The following is a 24,580-nucleotide window of genomic DNA, read 5'->3' as shown; positions in this document are numbered from 1 at the left end:
CCACCCCCGCCGGTCGGTGGAGGGTCAGCCGACGGGGGGTGCGGTGGGGGGCTTGGGGGCCGGGCTCTGCTCGGTGGGCTCGCCGCTGCGCTGCTCCTTCTCGCCGAACGCCTGCCGGATCAGCCGGTTCGCCTCCTCCTGGTCGACGCCGGAGGCCACCAACAGGTCGCTGGCGGTGGTCCGCACCTGCGCGATCACCACGCTGCCGGAGAAGCCCACCCCCTCGGCGTACGCCCGGCCGGCCTCGCTGACCGCGCGCAGCGACCGCTCGCGCGCCTGCTCCGGCTCCTCGCCGGCGGCGAACTCGTGCCGCAGCAGGCGTACCGACTCGGCGAGGTGGGCGATCGCGTCCGGCATCGGCTCGGGGATCGGCTCCTCGTCCTCGATCATGGTGACCGAGCGGCGGATCAGGGTGCCGCTGTTGCGCATCGCCCGGTCGATCGGCTCGGCCGCCTCCGCGTAGTGGGTCAGCTCGCTGCGCCGGTGCCAGCGGGCCGGCGAGATGGTGATGGTCTCCTTGGCGCCCTCGATCGCCTCGGAGAGCGCCGCCAGTTCCTCCTTGTTCTCCCGCAGCCGGAACAGCGCCCGCTGGGCGGCGCCCCGGTCCTGGTTGCGCAGCGCCTCGGCGCAGGTGTCCAACTGACCGGCGAGCAGGTCCAGCGCGGGGCGGGCGGCCCGGTTGATGACCCGCAGCGGGTTGAGCGGGAGCAGGATGGCGGTGACCAGCAACGCGATGCCACCGCCGAGGAAGGCGTCGACGAAGCGGGGGAACTCCAGGTTCTGGGTGGACGGGCTGAGCGTCACGATCAGCACCGCGGTGGCCGCCGCCTGGATCACGATGGCCACGCTCGCCCCGGCGAAGATGGTCAACAGAATCGCCGACGTCACCACCAGCGCGAGCTGCCAGGCGCCGGTGCCGAGGAAGTAGATCAGCACGTCGCCGACGAGGACGCCGACCGCGACCCCGACGATCAGCTCGACGGTGCGCCGGAACCGCTGGCCCACCGAGGCGGCGAGCGTGCCCACCGCGGAGATCGGGGCGAACACCGGCTGCGGGTTCTTCAGCAGCCGGTGCGAGATCAGGTACGCCAGGCCGGCGGCGAGCCCGGCCTGCAGCGCCAGACCGAAGGCGGTACGGACCCGGTGCAGCCGGTCGTGCAGGGTGGCCTTGCTCCGATCCCGCAGCTCGTCCATGGCGGCGGCGATCCGGGGCCCGTCGAGGTCGCCCAACGCTTCGCGTGACGTCATGCGCCGCAGGAACGGCTGTCGTCGGTCCCGGGCCACGGCCATGGCCGGTACTACCCGTCCCACCCCGGGTGAATCCTCGCGCCGCCCGCGATGGGGCAGACTTCAGCCGATGGACGACCTGACGGCACGGTGGCGGGACGCCGCCCTCGCGGCCGGCGCCACCGACCCGGCGGGCGTGGACCGGGCCGGGGCGCGCCTGCTGGCCGGCTGGCGGGAACCCCACCGGCGGTACCACACGGTGGACCACCTGCGGGCGGTCCTCGACGTGGTGGACGCGTACGCGGACTCCGCCCGCCGACCCGACCTGGTCCGGCTGGCCGCGTGGTGCCACGACGTGGTCCACGACCCGCGGGCCGGCGGCGACACCAACGAGCGGGCCAGCGCCGAGCTGGGCGACACGTTGCTCACCGCCGCCGGACTGCCGGCCGCGGCGGTGACCGAGGTACGCCGCCTGGTGCTGCTCACCGCCGACCACGCGGTCGGCCCGGACGACCCGGACGGCGCGCTGCTCTGCGACGCCGACCTGGCCGTGCTGGCCGCCCCACCGGACGGCTACGACCGCTACGCCGCCGCGATCCGCCGGGAGTACGCCCACGTCCCCGAGCCGGACTTCCGCGCCGGCCGGGCGGCCGTGCTGCGGCACCTGCTCGGCCTGCCGGCGCTCTACCGCCTACCCGAGCCGCACGCCCGCTGGGAGGACGCCGCCCGGGCCAACCTGAGCCGGGAACTCGCGCGCCTCGGCTGAGGCTCGGGGCTTGGGGCGGCGCAGGTCGGCGGCGCGCAGCAGGCGGACGATGTCCCGGGATCCGACCACCGTCGCGCCCAGCCAGACCGCGACCCGGAACCGCTCGGCGGGCAGGTCGTAGTGGTCCCGGTCGAAGCCGCGCCGGGGCGCGCCGAGCATCTCGGCGAAGGCGTGCAGCTCCGCGTAGGAGACGTCGCTGATCAGGTGCGACCACAGCCGGCCGCGCCAGGGCACCGTGGGCGGGTCCAGGTAGAGCACGGCGACCAACGGTACGCCGGTAGCCTTCCCGGCATGGCCGCCCATCCCCTCCTCGACGACCTGCGGGCAGCGCTCGGCGACGCCGCCGTGCTGACCGATCCGGACCTGCTGGCCGGGCACGAACGCGACGAGGCGGACATGTGCGCCGCGGGCACCCCGCTGGTGGTGGTCCGGCCGCGGGACACCGAGGGCGTGGTGGCGGCGGTCCGCGCGGCCGGTCGGCACGGCGTACCGGTGGTGCCGCAGGGGGCGCGGACCGGGCTGGCCGGCGCGGCGAACGCGGTGCCCGGCGCGCTGGTGCTGAGCACCACGGCGATGGACCGGATCCGGGAGATCGACCCGGTCGGCCGGTTCGCCGTGGTGCAACCGGGCGTGGTCAACGCGGCGCTGGCCCGGGCGGTGCGGGAGCAGGGTCTCTGGTACCCGCCGGACCCGGGCTCGTGGGAGTCGTCGACCATCGGCGGCAACGTGGCCACCAACGCGGGCGGCATGTGCTGCGTGAAGTACGGCGTGACGACCGAGTACGTGCTCGGCCTGGAGGTGGTGCTGGCCTCCGGCGAGGTGTTGCGCACCGGCCGCCGCACCGCCAAGGGCGTCGCGGGGTACGACCTGACCCGGCTCTTCGTCGGCTCGGAGGGCACGCTCGGCGTGATCACCGAGGTGACGGTGGCGTTGCGCCCGGCGCCGGAGGCGTCACTGACCCTGGTCGCGGTCTTCCCGACCACGGCGGCGGCCGGTGGCGCGGTGGCCGGGATCGCCCGGCGGGGTCTCACCCCGAGCCTGTTGGAGCTGCTGGACCGGACCCACCTGCTGGCGATCGAGGCGTACCGGCCGATGGGTCTGCGCACCGACGCCGAGGCGCTGCTGCTGGCGGCGGTGGACACCGGCGCAAGGGCTGCCGACGACCTGGCCCGGATCGCCGAGGTGTGCACCGGGGCCGGCGCCGACGAGGTCTGGGCGGCCACCGACGCGACCGAGGCGGCCGCCCTGCTCCAGGCCCGGCGGCTGGCCCATCCGGCGATGGAACGGTTCGCCGCGGAGACGTTCCCCGGCGGCAACGGCGGCCTGGTCATCGACGACGTGGCGGTGCCGCGCGGCCGGCTGGCCGAACTGCTGGACGGGGTGGCCTGGATCGCCGAGGCGTGCGACGTGCCGATCGGCGTGGTCGGTCACGCCGGGGACGGCAACATGCACCCCAACATCGTGGTCGACCGGGCCGACCCGGTGAGTCTGGACCGGGGGCGGCGGGCCTTCGACGAGATCATGCGGCTCGGGTTGGAACTGGGCGGCACCTGCACCGGGGAGCACGGCGTCGGGCTGCTGAAGCGGGACTGGCTGGCCCGGGAGATCGGCCCGGTGGGCGTCCGGGTGCACCAGGCGATCAAGGCGGCGCTGGACCCGGCCGGGCTGCTCAACCCGGGCAAGGTGATCTGAGTCAGCCCTTGTCCTCGGCCGGGGTCGCCTGGGTGAGCAGCAGCAGCACGTCGTAGGCGACCGTCGGCTTCGGCTCGCCCGGGCAGTCCTGGATGGTCACGGTCAGCCCGGGCGGGACGAGCAGCGTCGAGGTCAGCACGCCGATGCAGCCCTGCTTGTACTGCCGCGCCTGGTCGGTCTCCCCGACCAGCGCCGGGTCGGTGAGCATCTGCTGCAACCGCTGCGTCTGCTCGGGGTTGAGCGTGCCGGTCGCGTCGACACCGTCGCCGGCGCAGTCACGGCACTGCCACCGGCCGGTCGGGTCCACGTCGAGCGTGCGGACCGGCCCGTCCGCACCCAGCCGCTGCACCAGGGAGACACGTTTCCCGGCCGGGGTCGGTGCGGCGGAGCCCTGCTGACCGGGTGTGGTGGCCCCTTCGGCCCGGCCGAAGAGTGTGCAGCCGGTCAGGGTGGTCGCCAGCAGAATGCCGGCGGAGAGGGCGGCGACGCGCGACCAGGTTGGGCGAACCACGCGGGAAACCTACACTTCCGTAGGTAGCGCGCACCACCGGCCGAGCGGCCGGTAGGGGTTCCGGTTTTCTCAGCGCGGCGAGGTGGGGAGTTCGGTCCCCCGGTCGGCGGCGAAACCGCGCACGTCCGGCGCGCCGAGCCGCGCCGCGTCGGCCGCGACGTCGTCCGACATGAGCTGCGACTCCCGCTCGGCCTCGACCCGCGCCCGGTAGTGGGCGACCTCCCGGGCCCGGGTCGCCGCGTCCCAGCCGAGCACCGCGCCCATCAACTCCGCGGTGTGCTCGGCCGACTCCATTCCGCGATGACTGGTCTCGATGGAGATCCGGGTACGCCGGGTGAGCACGTCCTCCAGGTGCAGCGCGCCCTCGGCGCGGGCCGCGTACGTCACCTCGGCGGCCAGGTACTCCGGCGCGCCGGCCAGCGGCGAGCCGAGCAGCGGGTCGGCGTCGACCAGGGCGAGCAGGTCCAGGGTGAGGTTGCCGTAGCGCTCCAGCAGGTGCTCGACCACGCCGACCGCCACCCCGTGCCGGCGGGCCAGGTCGGCCCGGTCCCGCCACAGGGCCGCGTACCCGTCGGCGCCGAGCAGCGGCAGGTCGGCGGTGCGCGACGGCCGGGTCTGCCCGAGCCGGTGCATGGCCCGGTCGACCACGTCGGCGGCCATCACCCGGTAGGTCGTGTACTTGCCGCCGGCCACCAGCAACAGGCCGAGCATCGGCTCCACCACGGCGTGCTCCCGGGAGAGCTTGGAGGTGGAGTCCGCCTCGCCGGCCAGCAGCGGTCGCAGCCCGGCGTAGACGCCCTCGATGTCGGCGGTGGTCAACGGCCGGTCCAGCACGGTGTTGACCTGCGACAGCAGGTAGTCGATGTCGCCCGCGGTCGCGGCCGGGTGGGACCGGTCGAGCTGCCAGTCGGTGTCGGTGGTGCCGATGATCCAGTGGCCGCCCCACGGGATGACGAACAGCACGCTCGTCGCGGTGCGCAGGATCAGCCCGGTCTCGCCGACGATGGCCGAGCGGGGCACCACGAGGTGCACGCCCTTGGAGGCCCGGACCCGCAGCTTGGGACGGAGCCCGACGTCGTTGAGCATCCGCGACATGTCGTCGCTCCACACGCCGGTCGCGGCGATCACGGTGCGCGCCCGTACCTCGAACTCGGCGTCCGGCGCGTCGGCCGGCGCCTCCAGGTCGCGCACCCGGACCCCGGTCACCTCGCGGGCCTGGCGGGTCAGGCCGACCGCCCGGGCGCTGGTGACCACTGTCGCGCCGAGGCTGGCCGCGGTGCGGGCCAGCGTCACCACGAGGCGGGCGTCGTCGACCTGGCCGTCGTAGTAGCGGATCGCGCCGGCCAGCGTGTCCGGCCGGAGGCTGGGGAAGATCCGCCGGGCGCCCTCGCGGGTCAGGTGCCGGTGCAGCGGCATCCCACGGCCCCCGCCGAACACCCCGGCGAACACGTCGTACGCGGCCACGCCGAGCCCGTAGTAGGAGCGGCGGAAGATCCGTCGGGGCACGTCACGGGCGCCACCCTCGGCCGGCAGCGGCACCAGGATCGGCACCGGGCGGACCAGGTGCGGGGCGAGCCGGGTGGCCAGCAGCCCGCGTTCGGTCAGCGCCTCGTGGACCAGGTGGAACTCCAACTGTTCGAGGTAGCGCAGACCACCGTGGATCAGCTTGCTGGACCGGCTGGAGGTGCCGGCGGCATAGTCGCGCGCCTCGACCAGGGCGACCTTCAGGCCCCGGGACGCGGCGTCCAGCGCGGCGCCCGCACCGGTGACGCCACCGCCGATGACCAGCACGTCGAACCGCTCGGCGCGAAGCCGGCGCAGGTCGTCGGCGCGGCGCTCGGCGGAGAGCTGACCGGCCTCGGATCGGGACACGTTGGGGTCGCGCACCCGTCCACGGTAACCGTCCCCGCGCCACCGCGACACGTCCCGGCCGTACCGTGATGACCATGCTCACCGGCCCGCCCGCTGTTCCCGTACCCCCGCCACCACCCCGCGAGACCGGGCCGTGGCCGGTCGTCGCGGCGGTGCTGACCGGCCTGTGGGCCGTGCTGGTCACCGTGCCCGGCCAGGTCACCGGCTGGTTGGTCGACCAGGTGGTGCTGGTCAGCGGGCTGGACCGGGCCCTGGCGGTGTGGCCGGTGGTGGCGGCGGCCACCGTGCTGCTGGTCGGCGCGCCCGCACTGGCGTTGGCGCTGGCGCCCCGCTCACCGGCCCTGCGGGCGACCGGCCGCGCCTGGACCGCCGGGGTACTCGCGCTCGGCGCGGCGACGTTGCTCCGGGTGGTGCCGCCGGTGCACCACGAGGCGTACCTGGGGGCGCTGGCGGTGACCGCCGCGCTGCTCGCGCTGGTGGCGACGCGGCTCGACCGCCGTCGCCCGGTCGCCCCTCCGGCGGCGCCCTTCCCCGCCGGGCCGCCGACCCCCGGCGCCGGCCCGACGGCGCAGGCCGGCCCGGCCGCGACGGGTGCTGTGGCCGGGGAGGTGGGCCGGGGCGGGCGGTTCGGGGCGGTGCCGTTGCTGGCGATCGCCGCCGGGCTGGCCATGCTGCTGCCCTGGGCCTGGATCGGCGCACTGGGCGGGGCGTCGGAGACGCTGCTCGCCGGGCTGGCCGCCGCCGCGCTCGGCGTCCTCGCCGGGGTGCTGCTGGGTCCCGGGTTCTGGGCCGCGTTCGGCGCCGGTTCCGCGCGCCGGCCGGTCCGCCCGGTACTGCTCGGCGGCCTGGTCGCCGGCGTCACGCTGACGATGCTGGCCGCCGGGGCCGGGCAGTCCGGCGCGCAGCTCCCGGCGCTGGTCCTGCTGCCACCGCTCGGTTTCGTGCTGGGCGCGCTGGACGCCGCGGCCCGGCACGGCGGCCGGGCGGCCGGCTCGGCGCCGGCGGGCTGGCTGGTCGGCCTGGCACTCGCCGGGCCGCTGGCCTTCACCGACCCGGAGGAGGTCACGCTCCTGCTGGCCGCCGCCCGCGACGTGCCGTACTGGGTCGCGGTCGGCACCGGCGCCGGGTTCGCCGTCGCGGTGCTGCTCGCCGTCGGGTACGGCGTGTTGTTCGCCCGTAGCCGCGCCGGCGCGCCCCGGCGCGGTCCGGCCGCGTTGGCCGCCGGCGCGCTGCTGGCCGCCGTGGCGGTGGTGTACGTGGTGCCCGGCCAACCGGGTCTGTACGGCGAGCGGCTGCTGGTGGTGCTGCGGGAGCAGGCCGACCTGAGCGGCCTGCCGGCCGGCGCCCCGGGCCGGGCGGGACGGGACGCGCGGGCCGCCGAGGTCTACCGGCGGCTGGTCGCGACCGCCGACCGGACGCAGGGCGACCTGCGCCGCACGCTGCGTGGACTGCGCCTGAACCCGACGCCCTACTACCTGGTCAACGCGATCGAGACGGACGGCGGGCCGGCGGTGCGGGCGTGGCTCTCCGGCCGGCCGGAGGTGGCCCGGGTGCTGGTCGGCCAGCGTCCGCGCCCGCTGCCCGCGGCGGCGCCGCCGGCCCGGGGTGACACCCCGGCGCCGACCGGCCCGACCTGGAACGTGTCGCTGATCGGCGCCGACCGGGTCTGGTCGGAGCTGGGCGTCACCGGCACCGGCGTGGTGGTGGGCAGCTCGGACTCCGGGGTGGACGGCCGGCACCCGGCGCTGGCCGCGGGCTTCCGGGGCGGCGACGACTCCTGGTACGACCCGTGGGAGCACCGCCGCGCGCCGGCCGACCGGGGCGGCCACGGCACCCACACGCTGGGCAGCGCGGTCGGCCGCGACGGGATCGGGGTGGCGCCCGGGGCGCGCTGGGTGGGCTGCGTCAACCTGGACCGCAACCTGGGCAGCCCGGCCCGCTACCTCGACTGCCTCCAGTTCATGCTGGCCCCGTTCCCGCCCGGCGGGGACCCGTTCACCGACGGCCGTCCGGCGCGCGCACCGGACGTGCTGACCAACTCGTGGGGCTGCCCGCCGCTGGAGGGCTGCGACCCTGGAGCCCTGCGCCCGGCCACCGCCGCGCTGGCCGCCGCCGGCATCCTGGTGGTGGCCGCCGCCGGCAACACCGGTCCGCACTGCGGGTCGATCGTCGACCCGCCGGCGCCGTACCCGGACGTGCTCACGGTCGGCGCGGTCGACCGGAGCCGCCGGCTCACCGACTTCTCCAGCCGGGGCCCGGCCGCAACGGCCGGCAAGCCCGATCTGGTGGCTCCCGGCGCGGCGGTGCCGTCGGCGTTCCCCGGCGGCGGTTACACCACCCTGGACGGCACCTCGATGGCCACGCCGCAGGTGGCCGGCGTGGTGGCGCTGATGTGGTCGGCGAACCCGGCGCTGGTCGGCGACCTGGACCGGACCCGGCGGATCCTCGCCGACACGGCCACCCCGGCCACGGTCCCCGCCGGCGCGCCCTGCGGGGGCAGCCGGGACCTGGTCGGCGCGGGCCTGGTCGACGCGTACGCGGCGGTGCGGGCCGCCCGGGCGACCTCCAGCGGTTAGGAACCCTGTCCATTGCGGCGTCGATGACCTAGGGTCGGCGACCATGGACGTGGAGATCATCGAGCTGGGCCGGGACCGCCTGCCCGAGGTCGTCGAACTCTGCCGGTGGTCGCTCGACCTGCCGGAGGACGCGGCCGAGGCGTCGGCCGTGGTGACCACGCTCGCCGACCGGGCCGCGGCCGACCGGACCGTGCTGCGGCTCGGCGCGGTACGCGACGGCAACCTGGTCGGGGTGCTGGTGGGTTCGCTGTCGGCGACCGATCCCCGGCTCGGCCACGTCGACCTGGTCGCGGTGGCCCCGGCGGAACGCCGCCAGGGGGTCGGTGGCGCGCTGCTCGCGGAGGCGGAGGCCCGGCTGGCCGCGCTCGGCGCCGCCGAGCTGCTGCTGGCCGGCAACCCGCCGCACTACGCCTGGCCGGGGATCGACGTGCGTTACACGCCGGCGGTCTGCGCCGCGTCACGGCTCGGCTTCCGGCAGGACCGGACGGCCTGGAACATGACCGCCGAGCTGACCGAGGGGTCGCCGGCGCTGCGCTCCACCGAGGCCGCCGAGCAGCGGCTGGCCGGGCGGGGCGTGACCGTACGTCGGGCCGGACCGGCGGACCTGCCGGCGTTGACCGCGTTCGCCCGGGCCACGTTCGGCGGCACCTGGGACGGCGAGCTGGCCGGTTCGGCGGGTCGCCCGGACGCGGGCGCGCACCTGGCCGAACGGGACGGGGAGATCCTCGGCTTCGCGGCCTGGGGGTCGGCGCGACCGAGCTGGTTCGGGCCGATGGGCACCGCCCCGGCGGCCGAGGGGTCCGGCATCGGCGGGGTGCTGCTGCGCCGATGCCTGCGGGACCAGGCGGCGTCCGGGATCGGCGCGGCGCAGATCGGCTGGGTGGGCCCGGTGCCGTTCTACTCCGGCGCGGCGGGCGCCCGGATCGAGCGCGTCTTCTTCCTCTACCGGAAAGCCATCAAAAGGGCATAACGCCGTTCACCCTCCATGGCGTCACCCGGGCCCTACGGTCGGTAGGCAGGAGGAGGCGGTGCATGAGCACGGATGACGAACGGGCCGACGACCCGGCCACGGGCCGACGCCCGACCGACGAGCTTCCCGGGCAGCTCCCGTTCGACCGGCTCGACGTCGGCGACGCCGAACAGCTCGCCGAGCTGGCCGGGGCCGACCAGCCACCCGTGGAGGAGCCACGGCAGCCGGTGGACGAACCGAGGTGGCTGCCGCCCCCGTACGACCGGGCGAAGAAGCGCCGCAACCAACGCCCGCTGCCCACCTGACACGTACGCGGAAAGGGGGCGGACCGCTTGACGCGGCCCGCCCCCTTCGGCGTACGGGATGGAGCTGGACTCAGAAGTCCATCTCCCCGCCACCCGGACCAGCCGGGGCGGCCGGGGTCTTCTCCGGCTTGTCCGCCACGACGGCCTCGGTGGTGAGGAACAGCGCGGCGATCGAGGCGGCGTTCTGCAGCGCGGAACGCGTCACCTTGGCCGGGTCGATGATGCCCGCGGCCAGCAGGTCCACGTACTCGCCGGTCGCGGCGTTGAGGCCGTGACCCGGGTCGAGGTTGCGGACCCGCTCGACGACGACGCCACCCTCCATGCCGGCGTTGACGGCGATCTGCCGCAGCGGGGCGTCCAGCGCGATCTTGACGATCTGCGCGCCGGTGGCCTCGTCGCCGGCCAGGTCCAGCTTGTCGAAGGCGGTCTTGCCGGCCTGCACCAGCGCGACGCCACCACCCGGGACGATGCCCTCCTCGACGGCGGCCTTCGCGTTGCGGACAGCGTCCTCGATGCGGTGCTTGCGCTCCTTCAGCTCGACCTCGGTGGCCGCGCCGACCTTGATCACCGCAACACCGCCGGCCAGCTTGGCCAGACGCTCCTGCAGCTTCTCCCGGTCGTAGTCGGAGTCGCTCTTGTCGATCTCGGCCCGGATCTGGTTCACCCGGCCCTGGATCTGCTCGGCGTCGCCGGCACCGTCGACGATGGTGGTCTCGTCCTTGGTCACCACGACCTTGCGGGCGCGGCCCAGCATCTCGAGGCCGGTCGCGTCCAGCTTGAGGCCGACCTCCTCGCTGATGACCTGGCCACCGGTGAGGATGGCGATGTCGGTCAGCATGGCCTTGCGGCGGTCACCGAAGCCCGGCGCCTTGACGGCGACCGACTTGAAGGTGCCCCGGACCTTGTTGACCACCAGGGTGGCGAGGGCCTCGCCCTCCAGGTCCTCGGCGATGATCAGCAGCGGCTTGCCCGACTGCATGACCTTCTCCAGGATCGGGAGCAGGTCCTTCACCGACGAGATCTTGCTGTTGACGATCAGGATGTAGGGGTCGTCGAAGACGGCCTCCATACGCTCCGGGTCGGTCATGAAGTAGGCGGAGATGTAGCCCTTGTCGAAGCGCATGCCCTCGGTGAGCTCGAGCTCCAGGCCGAAGGTGTTGCTCTCCTCGACGGTGATGACGCCTTCCTTGCCCACCTTGTCCATCGCCTCGGCGATGATCTCGCCGACGCTGGGGTCGGCGGCGGAGATGGAGGCGGTGGAGGCGATCTGCTCCTTGGTCTCCACGTCCTTGGCGAGCTTGAGCAGCTCCTCCGAGACGTTGGCGACGGCGGCCTCGATGCCCCGCTTCAGGGCCATCGGGTTGGCGCCGGCGGCCACGTTGCGCAGACCCTCACGGACCAGGGCCTGGGCCAGGACGGTCGCCGTCGTCGTGCCGTCACCGGCGACGTCGTCGGTCTTCTTCGCGACCTCCTTGACCAGCTCGGCGCCGATCTTCTCGTACGGGTCCTCGAGCTCGATCTCCTTGGCGATGCTCACACCATCGTTGGTGATGGTGGGGGCACCCCACTTCTTCTCGAGCACGACGTTGCGGCCCTTGGGGCCGAGGGTCACCTTCACGGCGTCGGCGAGCTGGTTCATGCCCCGCTCGAGGCCGCGGCGCGCCTCTTCGTCGAACGCGATCATCTTGGCCATACGGCGTTGTCCTCCTGGACACTCACGGGCCACCCGGATGCCCGGATGGGCCGTCTGGTGTACGCACCTTGGGGACGTCGCCACCTGGCGACGACGACGTCTCCTCGGTCGGGCCGGACAGCCCGCGACGACCGGCCTCGTACCGCTCCGGCACCCCTTCGGCACCGGCGCGATCGTGGCCCTACCGCCCCGACCTTCTGGCACTCACCGTACGCGAGTGCCAATGACTTGTTTAGCACTCTCCCTAGCCGAGTGCAAGCACGACGGCCCCGCTCAGCCGAGTTCCGCCGCCAGTCGGGCCGCGTTCACCGGGCCTTCCTGCGCCCGCTGTTCGGCGTAGGCGACGACCAGCCCGACCAGCTGCGCCAGGTAGGCCGGCGCGGCCAACGCGGCGCCGACCACGGCCAGCGCCACCGCGCCGACGGTGGTGCCCGGCGCGCTCGTCGGGTCGGCCCCGAACACCACCCCGCTCACCGTGCTGACCACCAGGTCCAGCACGGTCGCCGCGAGCAGCGCGCACATCACCAGCGCCACCCGGCCCAGCACCATGCCGAACCGCTGGTGGAACATCCGCCAGGCCCGCCCGATCGGCTCCTGCCGCTCGAACAGGTAGACCGGTCCGAACAGGGCGACCGCGAACCCGACGTAGACGCCGGGCAACAGGCAGAGGCACGCGCCCACGGTGATCAGCAGCGAGGCCACGATGGTCCAGCCCCAGAGACCGAGCGCGCGGCGCAGCCCGTACCGGAGGGCCGCGCCGAGACCGGCCGGCTCACCGGCGGCCTGTCGGGCGACCACCCACGTGCCCGCGCCCCAGCCGGCGGCCTGCACCGGGCCGAAGATCAACGCGGCGAGCATGACCACGCCGTAGAAGGCGAACATGTGCTCCAGGTAGCCGTCGGGCAGCACCGGCGCGCCGTCCGGGCCGGTCACCGGCTCGTCGGTGGGCACCAGGTAGAGCGAGAGGACCGAGATGATCGCCGCCGGGACGCACTGGGCGAGCAGCACGATCGGCAGGAGCTGCCGCCAACCACGCCGTACCGCGCCGGCGCACCGCGAGAACCAGCCGGCGACACCGGCGTGCGGCGGGGTGACCAGCGGGTCGTTCGGGTCGGTGGGCGGATACCAGCCGTAGTGGCCACCGGGCATCGGCTGGGCCGGGTACGGCGCGCCGGGCATCGGGTGGCCCGGATACGCCGGCCCGCCGGCCGGCCAGCCCCAGCCCGTCGACGGGTCACCCGGCGGCGCGGGCCAGCCGGGCGGGGGCGTGGGGCCGGACGACGCGGGCCAACCCGGCGGAGGCGTGGCGCCGGACGACGCGGGCCAACCCGGCGGAGGCGTGGCCGGGGTGGCGGGGTCGGCGTGGGCGGGCGGCGAGGCGCCGGGGCCCGGCTGCTCGGGCACGACCGGCCGGGCCCAGGGGTCGGCGGCGGGTGCGGGCGATCCGGACGGGCCCGGCTGCCCCGGCACCGGCCCGGCGGTCGGCGGCGTGGACCGGGTCGGGTCGGTCGGCGCACCGGACGACGCCGGGGGCATCGGTTCGGTGGAACCCGACGGGGGCAGGTCGGACATGGGCCCTCCTCAGCGGCAACGGCTGGAACGGCTCATGATCTTCCACGGTGCGAGGCCGCACCGCAGCCCCGGTCGGGGTGGCTCGGCCGCCGGCGGCGGGCCAGGCCCGGTCAGGCGATGACGCGGACCCGCTCGGCCTGCGGACCCTTCTGGCCCTGGGCGATCTCGAACTCGACCCGCTGGCCGTCGTCCAGCGCCTTGTAACCGTCCATCTCGATCGCGGAGAAGTGGACGAACACGTCCTGCCCGCCGTCGACGGCGATGAAGCCGTAGCCCTTTTCGGAGTTGAACCACTTCACGGTGCCCTGTGCCACGGTGCACTTCCTCACTCTGCGCGGCGTTCCAAGACCCGGGAACCGGCGGACCGGCACCGGCGGCGCACCGGTTTCGGCGATCGGCGACGGCCGCTGAATCGGTGACCGAAATCGCACGCTACACGAGGCGTGACGACCGCGCACGACCACAAATCGGGCATATTCCGGCCCGGAACACGGCACCCGCGTACACCGTCCGGGGACCGTCCGGTATGCATGCGGCATGACCAGCACGACCGTCCTGACCACCGTCCGCCGGATCCGTCCGGAGGACGCCGCCCGGATGCGCGCCCTCCGGCTGGAGATGCTCGCGGACAGCCCGCTGGCCTTCCTGGAGACCGTGGCCGAGGCGGCGGCCCGGCCGCACGCCGACTTCGCCGCCCGGGTGGCGGCGGTCTCGCGCGGCGACCACACCGCCCAGTTCGTGGCGGACCCGGGCGGCCGCCTGGTCGGTCACGCGGGTGGGGTCGCCGCGCCGGACGAGCCGGGCCTGACGCTGGTCTACGCGGTCTACGTGACACCGGCCCGGCGGGGAAGCGGACTGCTGGCCGCGCTGGTCGACGAGGTGGCGGCCTGGTCCCGGGCCTGCGGGCGGCCCGAGCTGATGATGGAGGTGGTGGTCGGCAACGACCGCGCCTACCGGGCCTACCAGAAGCTGGGCTTCACCGACACCGGGGTACGCGTCCCGCACCCGCGCATCCCCGGCCTGCACGAACTCCAGATGCGCCGCGCGGCCTGACGGGTTGTTAAGCGGGGGCCCCTTCTCTACCGGAGGCGTTAAGAAGGGGCCCCGCCTTTCACGCGTGCCGGCGGCTCTGCACGACCCGGAACCGGTTGGCCACGTACGCGCCGTCGGTCAGCGCGGAGTTCGCCGCCGGGTTGGCGCCGGAGCCGTGGAAGTCGGAGAACGCCGCCGACTGGTTGACGAAGACGCCACCGGTCAGGTTGCAGGACAGGTGCACCCCGGCGTCGATCGCCGCCGCCTCGGCCGCGTCCAGCACCGCCTCGTCGGTGGAGTAGACCGCCGCGGTCAGCGCGCCCTTCTCCCCCACCGTCTCGCGCAGGATGCGCAGGCTGTGCTCGGTGGAGTCGGTGGCGATGGCGAACGAGATCGGCCCGAACCACTCCCGCGAGTAGGTCGCCGTGTCCCCGGCGTCCAGCTTGACCACGGTCGGCGTGCGCACCACCGCGCCCGGGAAGGACGGGTGCGCGACGGACCGCGACTCCAGCACCGGCTCGCCGACCTTGGTGACCTCCTCCAACCGCTCCAGCACCCCGTCGTTGACGATCGCGCCGGTCAGCTCGACGCCGCGGGCCGGGTCGGCGGTCAGCTTGGCGACCGCGCCGGCGATCCCGGCGGCCACCTCGTCGAAGCTCTTGTGCCCCTGGTCGGTGTCGATGCCGTCGCGCGGGATCAGCAGGTTCTGCGAGGTGGTGCACATCTGGCCGCTGTAGAGCGTCAGTGTGAAGCCGAGGTTGCGGCAGAGCCCGGCGAAGTCGTCGGTGGAGTCGATCACCACCGTGTTCAGGCCGGCCTTCTCGGTGTAGACGGCGGCCTGCCGGGCGTTCGCCTCCAGCCAGTCGCCGTACTCGGTCGAGCCGGTGAAGTCGACGATCTTCACGGCCGGGTGCAGGGCCAGCGTCGAGGCGAGCTTCTCACCCTGCGCCTCGGGGGCGAGCTGCACCAGGTTCGGGTCGAACCCGGCCTCGGCGAGCACCTGCCGGGCGTACTTCACAGTGACGGCGAGCGGCAGCACCGCGCGCGGGTGCGGCTTGACCACCACCGGGTTGCCGGTGACCAGCGACGCGAAGAGACCGGGGTACGAGTTCCAGGTCGGGAACGTGTTGCAGCCGATGACCAGGGCCACGCCGCGGGGCACCACGTGGAACGTCTTGGTCATCCGCAGCGGGTCGCCCTTGCCGGCGGCCTTCTCCCAGCCGGCCGTCCCCGGGTGGCGGCTCATCTCCGCGTACGCGTAGGCGACCGCCTCCAGCGCCCGGTCCAGCGCGTGCGCGCCGCCGGCCTGGAACGCCATCACGAACGCCTGGCCGCTGGTGAACTGCACGGCGTTGGCCAGCTCGAACACGTTCTTGTGGAGACGGTCGAGGATCTCCAGGCAGACCCCCGCCCGAGCCTGCGGACCGGCGTCGCGCCAGGCCGGCAGCGCGGCGGTCGCGGCGGACACCAGCTGGTCGGCGCCGGCGTGCGGGTAGCGCACGTCCAGCGGCACACCGAACGGGCTGGCCTCGGTGGCGACGCTGCTGCCGTCGCCCGGCTGGTCGAGCGGGAAGTCCCCGCCCAGGTACGCCTCGAACGCGGCCTTGCCGTCGGCGGCGGCGGTCTCGCCGTACACCCGAGGGCTGGGCGACTCGGGATAGGCCGACCAGTACCCGCGCTCCGTGATCGCGGTCAGCGCCCGGTCGAGGGTCTCGCGGTGCCTGTCGTACAGGGGGTGCGGGGTCTCCGTCATGCCCGCCATCATGCAACAGGAAGCCACCAGATCAGTAGGGGCGTGTCACAACTGAAGATCGGTCGCCGGCGAGCGGATCGGGCCGGAACGGCGACAGGGCCAGCGGATGTCCGCTGGCCCTGCGCGAGGTTGGTCGGGAGGGACGTCCGCACAACGCCTCCGGCGTTGGGTCGCAAGAACTTGAAAAGTCTCCGGCGGATGCCCTCCCGCACGAAGCATCTTGCGCCGTCCGGTTCCTGCCGTCAAGTCCTTGTGGGTGGGTTTCTGGCACTCACCGCACATCGCCGGTTACCCACCGGTCCTGCCCGATCCCCCACCCGGGCGAGTCCCACCTCCACCGCCCGACCGAGTCGATCAAGGCTCAGGTGAGGAGGTCGGCGTCGCGGGCGGCGCGGAGGCTGGGCTTGATGCGGTGGGTGGGGCCGACCTGGGCGGCCACCGCGTCGAGCGTCTTGAGACCCTCGCCGGTGTTGAAGACGACCGTCTCCGCCGTCGGGTCGAGCCGGCCCGACTCCACCAGCTTGCGCAGCACCGCGACCGTGACGCCGCCCGCGGTCTCGGCGAACACGCCGGTGGTGCGGGCGAGCAGCCGGATGCCGGCCCGGATCTCGTCGTCGTCGGCGTACTCCATCCAGCCGCCGGTGCGGCGCACCGCCTCCAGCGCGTAGAGGCCGGCGGCCGGGTCGCCGATGTTCAGCGACTTGGCGATGCCGGTCGGCTTGACCGGGACGATGGTGTCGCTGTCGGCGTGCAGCGCGGTGGCGATCGGGTTGCAGCCGGCGGACTGCGCGCCGAACACCCGCCAACCGCCGGCCGGCGCCTCGACCAGGCCGATCTCGACCAGCTCGGTGAACGCCTTGTCGATCTTGGTGAGCAGCTCGCCGCTGGCCATCGGGATGACCACCTGGGCCGGGATCCGCCAGCCGAGCTGTTCGGCCACCTCGTAGCCGAGCGTCTTGGACCCCTCGGCGTAGTAGGGCCGGACGTTCACGTTGACGAACGCGGTGTCCTCGAAGTCGTCGGTCTCCACCAGCTCGCCGCAGAGCCGGTTCACGTCGTCGTACGAGCCGTCGACGGCGACCAGGTCACCGCCGTAGACCGCGGTGGTGACGACCTTGCCCTGCTCCAGGTCGCCGGGGATGAAGACCACCGACGGCACGCCGGCGCGCGCGGCGTGCGCGGCGACCGAGTTGGCCAGGTTCCCGGTGGACGCGCAGGCGTAGCGGGTGAAGCCGAGCGCCCGGGCGGCGGTCAGCGCCACCGACACCACCCGGTCCTTGAACGAGTGGGTGGGGTTGGCGCTGTCGTCCTTGACCCAGAGCGGGCCGGTGAGGCCCAGTTCGGCGGCGAGGTGCGGGGCGGACACCAGCGGGGTCAACCCGGGGTCCAGGGTGACCCGGGTGTCCGGGTCCTGGCCGGCCGGCAGGAGGTCCGCGTACCGCCAGATGCTGTTCGGGCCGGCCTCGATGCGCTCCCGGGTGACGGTGGCCAGGGCGGCGGTGTCGTAGTCGACCTCCAGCGGCCCGAAGCACTCGTAGCAGGCATGCTGAGCGGCCAGCGGGTACCGCGCGGAACAGGCGCGACAGACCAGGGCGCGGGCCGGGCTGCGGGTGGTGTCGATGCCGGGTGCGGCGGGAAGCGTCGACGTCATGTCGAGGGTGTCCTCTCATCTTTCCCCGCATCGCCGGGTGCGGCGGGGACGGAATTGGCACCTGCCCGCTGTCGCTCGTCGTCGAGCGCGCGGGTGGTTGCCGGGGCGTCTTCGGGCCGTATCCCTCAGCCCCTCTGGATGAGGTATGCAGTTGTGCCGCCGAGTCTATGCGCCGCTCACGGCCACGCCACCTCGGGATCCCACGCTGTGGGCCGGCTCAGCGGCCGACCACCGCGACCGGCTCGACCACCGCCGGCCGGTCCACCACGGCCGCCGGCACGGGGGTCGCCGTCGTGGCCCGCCGGGCCGGGGTACGGGTGACCAGGTTCGCCGCCACCAGGGCGGCGACGGTCAGCCCGGCGCCGGCCAGCTCGACCGCGCCCGGCCGGTAGCCGCGCAGGATCTGCACCGCGAACGTGGTCACCGGGACCAGGTTCATGAACAGCGCGGCGTCCGCCGCCCCGAGCCGCCGGACGCCGGTGTTCCAGGCCAGCACCGCGACCACGGCGGCGACCAGCACCGCGTACGCCAGCTGGGGGGCGACCGCGACGAGGTCGGCGGCGTGCGGGGCGTGCTGGACCCCGGTGAGGTCGGCGGCGGCGCTGGCGGCGAGCATGGCGATCGTGCCGGCGACGGCGGTCAGCGCGGTGTAGCGCAGCGGTGACCACTCGGGGAACCGGGTCGCGCCGTGGGTGTAGAACGCCCAGCCGAGCACGGCGCCGACCATGAGCAGCCCGCCGAGACCGAACTCGCCGAGCCCGTCGAGCCGGCCGCGGGTGATCACCAGACCGACGCCGACGAGCGCGACCACGGAGAGGCCGAGCATCGCCGGCCGGGGCCGGATGCCGTCCCGCGCCCAGCGGACCAGCTGGGTGACGACCGGCACGGTGGCGGCGAACAGGGCGATCTGCTGCGGGGCCGCGTGCCCGAGCGCGAGGTTGGTGAGCGTGTTGAAGCCGGCGAAGCCGAGCGCGCCGAGCAGCAGCACCTCAACCCCACGGCGCTGCGTGGTCAGGGCGGTCACCCCCTCCCGGGCCAGGAGCAGGGCGACCAGCACGGCGGTGGCGAGCACGTACCGGGCGGTGGTCAGGTTGAGCGCGTCCACCCGGGTGAGCGCGCTGGCCAGGACGGGGAACATGACGCCCCAACTGAGCACCGCGAAGAGCGGGAGGGCGGCGGAACGGGATCGCATCGCGGCTCCTATGTTCGAGTATCGTCGAACCAACGAAGCCGACTCTAGGAGGTTGTTCGACGGATGTCGAACATGGGTTACCCTGGTCACATGGAACTGCACGAACCCGAGTTGCGCGACGTGCCGGTGACCGCGGTGCTGGCGGCGCTGGCCGACGACGTCCGACTGCAGATCGTGCGCACGCTGGCCCGGGGCGGCGAGCACGCCTGCGGCACGTTCGAGTTCGGCGTCTCCAAAGCCACCCGCAGCCACCACCTCCGGGTGCTGCGCGAGGCGGGCGTCACCCGCACCCGCGTCGCCGGCACCAGCCGCTACGTGCGCCTGCGCCGCGAGGAACTGGACCGCCTCTACCCGGGCCTGCTCGACGCGGTCCTCGCCGCGCCCGACCGGGTGGCATGATCACCGGATGCGGAACCCGGCGCGCCGACTCGGCGTCATCGCCGGGCTGACCCTGCTGACCGCCTGCACCGCGACGCCGCGCCCGGTGGACCCACTGTCCACGCCGCCGCAGCGGCCGGGGGCCGCGCCCGACAGCGCGACGGCCACCCCGGCCTGCTCCCCGGAGGGCATCCGGATCGTCGAACTCGGGGTGAGCGCCGCGATGGGGCTGCGGGCCATGGGCCTCGACCTGGTCAACTGCGGCGACCGGCCGTACGAGCTGCGCGGCTATCCGGCGGTCGCGCTGCGGGACGCCGACAGGGACCCGATCACGGTGCGGGTGATCCCCGGGGCCGCCCCGATCACCTCGGGCTTCGACGACCCACCCACCGCGCTCGTGCTGCGTCCCGGCGAACGGGCCGGCGCCGCGCTGATCTGGCGCAACCTGGTCACCGACGCGACGGTGGTGGCGACCGACGGCGTCGAGCTGGACGTCGCCCCGGTGGCCGGCCGGCCGGCGTACCCGGTCGCGCTGGACGGGCCGATCGACCTGGGCAACACCGGTCGGCTCGGCGTCAGCGCCTGGAAGCGCCGCGACCCGGCGCCGACCACACAGGCGCCCGCGCCGTCCGCGCCGATCGGTCCGCCGTCGCTCGCGACCACCCCGGTCAACCCGCTCTGAGGCCCCGGCACGGGACGGGAGCCCCGCACCAGGACCCGGTGGGCGACCGACTCAGGCGGGGACCGACGCGCGAGGCGCGGGGGTGGCGTCCGCGGGCTCGCCCCGGCGGCGGGACAGCAGCGCGTCGAGCGCCCAGGGGCCGGGGCCGAGCACCGCGACCAGCAGGAACGCCCAGCAGAAGAGCGCGGCCAGCTCACCGCCGTTGCCGAGCGGCAGCAGGCCGTGCGGCTGGTGCACCACGAAGTACGCGTACGCCATCGAGCCGGAGGCGAGCAGCGCGGCGGGCCGGGTGAGCAGGCCGACCAGCACCAACGCGCCGCAGACCAGTTGGATCAGCGCGGCCCACCAGCCGGGCCAGGTGCCGAACGGGACCGCCCCGCCGGTCGCCGGGTTGCCGCCGAGTATTCCGAAGATCGACGCCGCGCCGTGGAGCAGGAAGAGCAGGCCGACGACGATGCGGAACAGGGAGAGCACAGGGCCTTTCAACTGGCTCGGGACCATGGGAAACCTCCTGGGACGGGTATCGGACGACGTCCAGGATGGCGGCGCAGAAGATTGAAGTTAATCGATTCTTTGCTGGCGGGACAACTTCGTGGGAACGCTCCCATGATATGGAAGTCCGAAAGCCGCCGGGAAGACCTGCGGCTCGACTCGGCCCGGCTCGGCGAACCCCAGTTAGTCAGGCCCTCCCCAGTCGGCCCCGCACGGTCGGGTGAAGCTTCTCCCGAGTGCGATATGACTCAGAGTCATAATTATGACGCTGAGTCATAAGAGGTTCGAGGCGACATTGCTTCTGACGAAGCGTTGCGGAGAGTGACCGCCGTGGCCAGGCGAGAGTCGAGCTGGCCGACAGCCGACCGGCCCCGACGGGTCGGTGACGGCCACCTCAGCTCGTGACGTCCTTGCGGGTGAAGCGCCAGAAGGCCAGCCCCCAGAACAGCGTGGCGTAGACGATCGCCGAGATCGCGCCCTTGACCACGTCGTCGGTCTGCATCGGCGACGACAGCAGCCCCAGCCAGGCGCTGCTGTAGTGGGTCGGCAGCAGGTTCCGCAGCCCGCCCAGCGCGGTGATCTGGTCCAGGATGCTGGACAGGATCCAGAGCAGCACCGCACCGCCGACCGCGCCGAGCGCGGCGTCCGTGGTCACCGAGAGCAGGAACGCCAGCCCGGCCACCACCAGCAGCACCACCGCCAGGTAGCCCAGCACGCCGAGCAGCCGGAGCAACCCGTCGGCCGGCGCCAGCTCGGCGGAGACCTGGCTGCTCAGCGGCTTCCACCCGTACCGCAGCGTGCCGGCGAGCAGCGCGGTGCCGGCCAGCAGCACCAGCGCCAGCCCGGAGTACGCGAGCGCGACCACCAGCTTCACCGCGAGCAGCCGGGCCCGGGGCACCGGCACCGCCAGCAGGTAGCGCAGGCTGCCCCAGCTCGCCTCGCTGGCCACCGTGTCGCCGCAGAACAACGCCACCACGACGACCAGCAGGAACGACGCCGACACCAGGATCGAGAACAGGGTGAAGTTGAGGCCGCCCGAGGTGGCCAGGTCGGCAAGGCTGGCGAACTCGCCCCGGCCGCCGCCGTCGTCGTCCCCGGAGTCGAACTGGAACGCCACCAGGATGATCAGCGGCAGCAGCACCATGAACCCCAGCGCGAGCTGGGTCCGGCGCCGCGACGCCTGCCGCCGGAACTCCGCGCCGAACGGCATCGTGGCCGACGGCCGGTAGCCGGCCGCCGCCCCGCCCGCGCCGGGCGCAGCCGTACCGCCGGGTGCGACCGCGCCACCGCCGGACGACGCCACCGAAGAACCCGCCATCACCGGTCACCGCTTCCCCGAGAGTTCTCGCCCACCAGGGCGAGGAACGCGTCCTCCAGGCGGCGCCGGGGCACCACCCGGTCCACCCCGATGCCGGCCCGGACCAGCTCCGCCACCACCTCGCTGCGGGCGGTGCCGTTGGTGTCGACCACCAGCCCGCCGTCGGAATCCGGCAGCACCCGTACGCCGTCCAGCCGGTCGAGCACCGTACGCGCCGCGTCCGGGTCGCTCACCTCGAACAGCACGCTCGGCGACTCGCCGACGATCTCCTCGACCGGCCCGGAGGCCACGATCCGACCCTTGTTCACCACCACCGCGTGCGTGCAGGTCTGTTCCACCTCGGCGAGCAGGTGGCTGGAGACCAGCACCGCGCGGCCGTCGGTGGCGTACCGCTGGAGCACCCGGCGCATCTCCGCGATCTGCGGCGGGTCCAGCCCGTCCGTCGGCTCGTCGAGCACCAGCAGCTCGGGCAGGCCGAGCATGGCCTGGGCGATGGCGAGCCGCTGCCGCATGCCGTGGCTGTACTTCTTCGTCCGCCGGTGCACCGAGTCGCCCAGACCGGCGATCTCCAGCGCCTCGTCGAAGTGGGCGTCCTCCCACGGCCGCCCGGTGGCCCGCCAGTACGCCTTGAGGTTGTCCAGACCGGACAGGTGGGGCAGGAAGCCGGGCCCCTCGACCAGCGCGCCGATCCGGGAGAGCACCGGCGAGCCGGGCACCAGCCGGTGGCCGAAGACGTGGATCTCCCCGGCGGTGGGCTGGGTCAGCCCCATCAGCACCCGCAGCGTGGTGGTCTTGCCCGCGCCGTTCGGCCCGAGCAGGCCGACCACCTGGCCGGGGTGCACCTCGAAGTCCACGTCGGAGACCGCGACGAACCCGTCCGCGTACTCCTTGCGCAGGTTGCGCACGGCGAGCGGGACGCCCGCGTACTCCGGATGCACGGAGCTGTCCTGGCGACGGTGCCGACGGCGGGTGACCAGGACGACCACGACGAGCCCGACCACGATCGCGGCGAGCAGGCCGGCCAGCACCCAGCGCCACACCGCGGCGGTGGTCGGGATCGGCGCGGCGTCGACGGTGGGCAGCACCAACGGGCCGTCGCCGAGCGCCACCGTGTGCACGGTCGGCTCGGCCGGGGTGGCGTAGGCCTGGTCCGACGTCGCCACCACGAGCCGCAGCCGGTGCCCGGCCTCGACCCGGCGGACGATCGCCGGCAGCGTGACCGAGACCGGGGCCGCCGCGTCCAGCGTGCGCGGCAGGCCGGTCAGCCGCACCGGCGCGACCAGGCCGGACGGCAACGTGGACGCGCCCTGCGGGTCGACGTCGTAGAGCTTGACGAAGAGCACCGCCTCGCCGGTCGGTGAGGCGGCCCGGATCCGCACGGTCGGCGCGCCCACCACGTCGACCGGGTCGTCCAGCGGCGCCGACTCGAAGCGCGCGTGCTGGCCGGGGATGTCCCCGGCCACGCCGTCGAGCAACGAGCCGAGCGCGCCCGCGAACGGCACCGCGGAGATCGCCGCCGGGTTGCCGTTGGGCGGCACGGCGACCGGCTGGGCCCCGCCGGTCAGGGTGATCTCCCGGCGGCCCTGGCCGGCGACGCCCGGATAGTCGTCGGTGCGGAAGCCGGTGGCCACCAGGCCGCGGTCGAGCGCGTCGAAGCCGGCGATCCGGGAGAACGTGAAGGTGTCGCCGGGGGCCGGGCCGTCGCCCCTGACGTAGTGGTCGAGCCACTGGGCGGTCAGGAACTTCACCCGGTCCGAGTCGGAGGTCGGGCCGGCGCCCCCGTCGTGCCCGCCGGTGAACCAGGCGACCCGCACCGGCGTGCCGGCGGCGGCGATGCCGCGCGCGTTGGCGTCCGCCTCGGTGAGCGGGAAGAGCGTGTCGGCCTCGCCCTGGACCAGCAGGGTGGGGGCCTTGATCCGGTCGAGCACACCGGCCGGCGACGACCGCCGCAACAGCGCCACCGCCGCCGCGTCGGCCCGGCCGGTGGTGGCGATGCGCAGGTACGCGGCGCAGACGTCGGCGGCGAAGCGACCGCAGGACGGATCGGCGGCGGCGCCACCCGGCGCCCGTCCGGAGCTGCTGCCCGGGCCGGCGCCCGGCTGCGGGCTCGCCGGGCCGGCGGACGCGGGAGCGCCCTCCGGCTGGGCCGCGGTGGCGCCGGAGAGACCGGCCGGACCGGAGCCGGCGTTGCCGCCACCACCGAAGAAGATGCCGGCCCAGCCCTTCTTGAACACGCCGTCGGTGGGCTCCCGGCCGGTGCTCTCCGGCAGGAACGCCCGGGACAGGTCGTTCCAGGTGATCATCGGGACGATCGCGTCGACCCGCTGGTCCTGCGCGGCCAGCAGCAGGGCCAGGCCGCCGCCGTACGAGCCGCCGACCACGCCGACGCGCGGGTCGCCGGCCGCGTCCAGGCGCACCTCCGGGCGGGCGGCGAGCCGGTCCAGCAGGCGCTGCGCGTCCCGCACCTCGTGGTCCGGGCTGTCCAGGTGGATCTGGCCGCCGCTGCGGCCGAAGCCCCGGGCGGTCCAGGTGAGCACCGCGTACCCCCGGGCGACCAGGTCCTCGGCGTCGGCGCGGACCGACTCCTTGGTGCCGCCGAACCCGTGGGCCAGCAGCACCGCCGGCACCCGGTTGGTCTCCGAGGCGTCGCCGGGCAGATAGAGCGTGGTGTCCAGGTCGACCGGCTCGTCCCCGGTCGGTCCGGACCGGACGGTCACCACGGCCGCCTCGGTCCGGAAGTCCGGTCCCTGCGGGCGGACCGCCCAGACCAGGGCGGCCACGACCAGGACGACCACCACGACGGCGGCGACGATCCGGCGCGGACGGCCGGCGAGGGCGCGCCGGACCCGCGCGACGGGTGATCTCATGCGGCACACGGTACGGGCCGCCGGCTGAGCG

Annotated in this window: 21 protein-coding genes and 1 riboswitch; of the genes, 8 read left to right on the top strand and 13 right to left on the bottom strand. The window is 74.4% G+C overall.

The features are described from left to right. Nucleotides 1-24: 24 nt before the first annotated feature. Entirely contained in the window at nt 25-1,248 is a 1,224-nt protein-coding gene (locus GA0070622_RS04965; RefSeq protein WP_245666124.1) for an FUSC family protein, read from the bottom strand. Between the two features lie 109 nt (nt 1,249-1,357). Here GA0070622_RS04965 and GA0070622_RS04960 point away from each other — a divergent pair, with 109 nt between their 5' ends. After that, nucleotides 1,358-1,993: an HD domain-containing protein gene (locus GA0070622_RS04960; RefSeq protein WP_091569117.1), complete on the top strand. Its 636-nt coding sequence runs from the start codon at nt 1,358-1,360 to the stop codon at nt 1,991-1,993. On the opposite strand, the gene GA0070622_RS04955 is transcribed toward GA0070622_RS04960, so the two are convergent. Then, nucleotides 1,919-2,251 (bottom strand): DUF4031 domain-containing protein, encoded by a 333-nt coding sequence (locus GA0070622_RS04955; RefSeq protein WP_091576892.1) that lies wholly within the window; start codon nt 2,249-2,251, stop codon nt 1,919-1,921. The genes GA0070622_RS04960 and GA0070622_RS04955 overlap by 75 nt on opposite strands. Before the next feature lie 33 nt (nt 2,252-2,284). On the opposite strand from GA0070622_RS04955, the gene GA0070622_RS04950 reads away from it, so the two are divergent. Next, nucleotides 2,285-3,685 (top strand): FAD-binding oxidoreductase, encoded by a 1,401-nt coding sequence (locus GA0070622_RS04950; RefSeq protein WP_091569114.1) that lies wholly within the window; start codon nt 2,285-2,287, stop codon nt 3,683-3,685. A 1-nt stretch (nt 3,686) separates the two neighbouring features. Here the strand turns inward: GA0070622_RS04950 and GA0070622_RS04945 are convergent, their stop codons facing one another. Together GA0070622_RS04945 and GA0070622_RS04940 are read right to left on the bottom strand one after the other, a co-directional pair. Then, nucleotides 3,687-4,196 carry a hypothetical protein gene (locus tag GA0070622_RS04945; protein ID WP_091569111.1) on the bottom strand — a complete coding sequence of 170 codons (510 nt, stop codon included), beginning with the start codon at nt 4,194-4,196 and terminating at the stop codon, nt 3,687-3,689. A 69-nt stretch (nt 4,197-4,265) separates the two neighbouring features. Beyond that, the gene (locus GA0070622_RS04940) at nt 4,266-6,068 is read right to left on the bottom strand and encodes a glycerol-3-phosphate dehydrogenase/oxidase (protein WP_091576889.1); all 1,803 of its coding nucleotides are present in this window, start codon (nt 6,066-6,068) and stop codon (nt 4,266-4,268) included. A gap of 68 nt (nt 6,069-6,136) precedes the next feature. Between GA0070622_RS04940 and GA0070622_RS04935 the strand changes: the two genes are divergently transcribed. The 3 genes from GA0070622_RS04935 (at nt 6,137) to GA0070622_RS04925 (ending at nt 9,919) form a co-directional block, all read left to right on the top strand. Further along, the gene (locus GA0070622_RS04935) at nt 6,137-8,644 is read left to right on the top strand and encodes a S8 family serine peptidase (protein ID WP_091569108.1); all 2,508 of its coding nucleotides are present in this window, start codon (nt 6,137-6,139) and stop codon (nt 8,642-8,644) included. Nucleotides 8,645-8,687: 43 nt separating this feature from the next. Beyond that, nucleotides 8,688-9,614, top strand: coding sequence for a GNAT family N-acetyltransferase (locus GA0070622_RS04930; protein WP_091569106.1), 927 nt, complete (start codon nt 8,688-8,690; stop codon nt 9,612-9,614). A gap of 62 nt (nt 9,615-9,676) precedes the next feature. Continuing rightward, entirely contained in the window at nt 9,677-9,919 is a 243-nt protein-coding gene (locus GA0070622_RS04925) for a hypothetical protein (RefSeq protein ID WP_091569104.1), read from the top strand. A gap of 70 nt (nt 9,920-9,989) precedes the next feature. On the opposite strand, the gene groL is transcribed toward GA0070622_RS04925, so the two are convergent. The 3 genes from groL to GA0070622_RS04910 form a co-directional block, all read right to left on the bottom strand. Then, a complete protein-coding gene (groL, locus tag GA0070622_RS04920) occupies nt 9,990-11,612 on the bottom strand; it encodes a chaperonin GroEL (protein ID WP_018787968.1) in 1,623 nt (540 codons plus the stop codon). A gap of 273 nt (nt 11,613-11,885) precedes the next feature. Beyond that, nucleotides 11,886-13,184, bottom strand: coding sequence for a hypothetical protein (locus tag GA0070622_RS04915; RefSeq protein ID WP_091569102.1), 1,299 nt, complete (start codon nt 13,182-13,184; stop codon nt 11,886-11,888). Nucleotides 13,185-13,294: 110 nt separating this feature from the next. Continuing rightward, nucleotides 13,295-13,498, bottom strand: a complete 204-nt coding sequence (locus tag GA0070622_RS04910) for a cold-shock protein (RefSeq protein ID WP_067305333.1) — start codon at nt 13,496-13,498, stop codon at nt 13,295-13,297. Between the two features lie 223 nt (nt 13,499-13,721). On the opposite strand from GA0070622_RS04910, the gene GA0070622_RS04905 reads away from it, so the two are divergent. Then, a complete protein-coding gene (locus GA0070622_RS04905) occupies nt 13,722-14,237 on the top strand; it encodes a GNAT family N-acetyltransferase (RefSeq protein ID WP_091569099.1) in 516 nt (171 codons plus the stop codon). A 58-nt stretch (nt 14,238-14,295) separates the two neighbouring features. Here the strand turns inward: GA0070622_RS04905 and paaN are convergent, their stop codons facing one another. From paaN to GA0070622_RS04890, 3 genes are all read right to left on the bottom strand, one after another. Further along, a complete protein-coding gene (gene paaN / locus GA0070622_RS04900; RefSeq protein ID WP_176710420.1) occupies nt 14,296-15,969 on the bottom strand; it encodes a phenylacetic acid degradation protein PaaN in 1,674 nt (557 codons plus the stop codon). 361 nt (nt 15,970-16,330) lie between these two features. After that, nucleotides 16,331-17,620 carry a threonine synthase gene (gene thrC, locus GA0070622_RS04895; protein WP_091569094.1) on the bottom strand — a complete coding sequence of 430 codons (1,290 nt, stop codon included), beginning with the start codon at nt 17,618-17,620 and terminating at the stop codon, nt 16,331-16,333. Nucleotides 17,621-17,632: 12 nt separating this feature from the next. After that, nucleotides 17,633-17,765, bottom strand: a riboswitch (SAM riboswitch). A 72-nt stretch (nt 17,766-17,837) separates the two neighbouring features. After that, nucleotides 17,838-18,812, bottom strand: coding sequence for a DMT family transporter (locus GA0070622_RS04890; RefSeq protein ID WP_091569092.1), 975 nt, complete (start codon nt 18,810-18,812; stop codon nt 17,838-17,840). 90 nt (nt 18,813-18,902) lie between these two features. On the opposite strand from GA0070622_RS04890, the gene GA0070622_RS04885 reads away from it, so the two are divergent. Continuing rightward, nucleotides 18,903-19,211 carry an ArsR/SmtB family transcription factor gene (locus tag GA0070622_RS04885; RefSeq protein WP_091569089.1) on the top strand — a complete coding sequence of 103 codons (309 nt, stop codon included), beginning with the start codon at nt 18,903-18,905 and terminating at the stop codon, nt 19,209-19,211. A gap of 7 nt (nt 19,212-19,218) precedes the next feature. Further along, nucleotides 19,219-19,872 (top strand): DUF4232 domain-containing protein, encoded by a 654-nt coding sequence (locus tag GA0070622_RS04880; protein WP_091569087.1) that lies wholly within the window; start codon nt 19,219-19,221, stop codon nt 19,870-19,872. A gap of 51 nt (nt 19,873-19,923) precedes the next feature. On the opposite strand, the gene GA0070622_RS04875 is transcribed toward GA0070622_RS04880, so the two are convergent. The 3 genes from GA0070622_RS04875 to GA0070622_RS04865 all read right to left on the bottom strand — a co-directional run bounded on the left by GA0070622_RS04875 (nt 19,924) and on the right by GA0070622_RS04865 (nt 24,549). Beyond that, nucleotides 19,924-20,373 (bottom strand): DoxX family protein, encoded by a 450-nt coding sequence (locus GA0070622_RS04875; protein ID WP_091569084.1) that lies wholly within the window; start codon nt 20,371-20,373, stop codon nt 19,924-19,926. A gap of 385 nt (nt 20,374-20,758) precedes the next feature. After that, nucleotides 20,759-21,682, bottom strand: a complete 924-nt coding sequence (locus tag GA0070622_RS04870) for an ABC transporter permease (protein ID WP_091569082.1) — start codon at nt 21,680-21,682, stop codon at nt 20,759-20,761. Beyond that, entirely contained in the window at nt 21,682-24,549 is a 2,868-nt protein-coding gene (locus GA0070622_RS04865; protein WP_091569079.1) for an alpha/beta fold hydrolase, read from the bottom strand. The genes GA0070622_RS04870 and GA0070622_RS04865 overlap by 1 nt, the downstream gene beginning before the upstream one ends. Nucleotides 24,550-24,580 lie beyond the last annotated feature (31 nt).

The sequence above is a fragment of the Micromonospora sediminicola genome (assembly GCF_900089585.1).
Lineage (GTDB): Bacteria > Actinomycetota > Actinomycetes > Mycobacteriales > Micromonosporaceae > Micromonospora > Micromonospora sediminicola.
The sequence above is the reverse complement of the archived record's forward strand: the minus strand, read 5'-3'. Positions and strand labels throughout refer to the sequence as shown.

Coding starts and splice junctions, on each gene's coding strand:
- GA0070622_RS04965 (WP_245666124.1), bottom strand. CDS start 1,248: ATGACGTCACGCGAAGCGTTGGGCGACCTCGACGGGCCCCGGATCGCC.
- GA0070622_RS04960 (WP_091569117.1), top strand. CDS start 1,358: ATGGACGACCTGACGGCACGGTGGCGGGACGCCGCCCTCGCGGCCGGC.
- GA0070622_RS04950 (WP_091569114.1), top strand. CDS start 2,285: ATGGCCGCCCATCCCCTCCTCGACGACCTGCGGGCAGCGCTCGGCGAC.
- GA0070622_RS04935 (WP_091569108.1), top strand. CDS start 6,137: ATGACCATGCTCACCGGCCCGCCCGCTGTTCCCGTACCCCCGCCACCA.
- GA0070622_RS04930 (WP_091569106.1), top strand. CDS start 8,688: ATGGACGTGGAGATCATCGAGCTGGGCCGGGACCGCCTGCCCGAGGTC.
- GA0070622_RS04925 (WP_091569104.1), top strand. CDS start 9,677: ATGAGCACGGATGACGAACGGGCCGACGACCCGGCCACGGGCCGACGC.
- groL (WP_018787968.1), bottom strand. CDS start 11,612: ATGGCCAAGATGATCGCGTTCGACGAAGAGGCGCGCCGCGGCCTCGAG.
- GA0070622_RS04915 (WP_091569102.1), bottom strand. CDS start 13,184: ATGTCCGACCTGCCCCCGTCGGGTTCCACCGAACCGATGCCCCCGGCG.
- GA0070622_RS04905 (WP_091569099.1), top strand. CDS start 13,722: ATGACCAGCACGACCGTCCTGACCACCGTCCGCCGGATCCGTCCGGAG.
- paaN (WP_176710420.1), bottom strand. CDS start 15,969: ATGACGGAGACCCCGCACCCCCTGTACGACAGGCACCGCGAGACCCTC.
- thrC (WP_091569094.1), bottom strand. CDS start 17,620: ATGACGTCGACGCTTCCCGCCGCACCCGGCATCGACACCACCCGCAGC.
- GA0070622_RS04890 (WP_091569092.1), bottom strand. CDS start 18,812: ATGCGATCCCGTTCCGCCGCCCTCCCGCTCTTCGCGGTGCTCAGTTGG.
- GA0070622_RS04885 (WP_091569089.1), top strand. CDS start 18,903: ATGGAACTGCACGAACCCGAGTTGCGCGACGTGCCGGTGACCGCGGTG.
- GA0070622_RS04880 (WP_091569087.1), top strand. CDS start 19,219: ATGCGGAACCCGGCGCGCCGACTCGGCGTCATCGCCGGGCTGACCCTG.
- GA0070622_RS04875 (WP_091569084.1), bottom strand. CDS start 20,373: ATGGTCCCGAGCCAGTTGAAAGGCCCTGTGCTCTCCCTGTTCCGCATC.
- GA0070622_RS04870 (WP_091569082.1), bottom strand. CDS start 21,682: ATGGCGGGTTCTTCGGTGGCGTCGTCCGGCGGTGGCGCGGTCGCACCC.
- GA0070622_RS04865 (WP_091569079.1), bottom strand. CDS start 24,549: ATGAGATCACCCGTCGCGCGGGTCCGGCGCGCCCTCGCCGGCCGTCCG.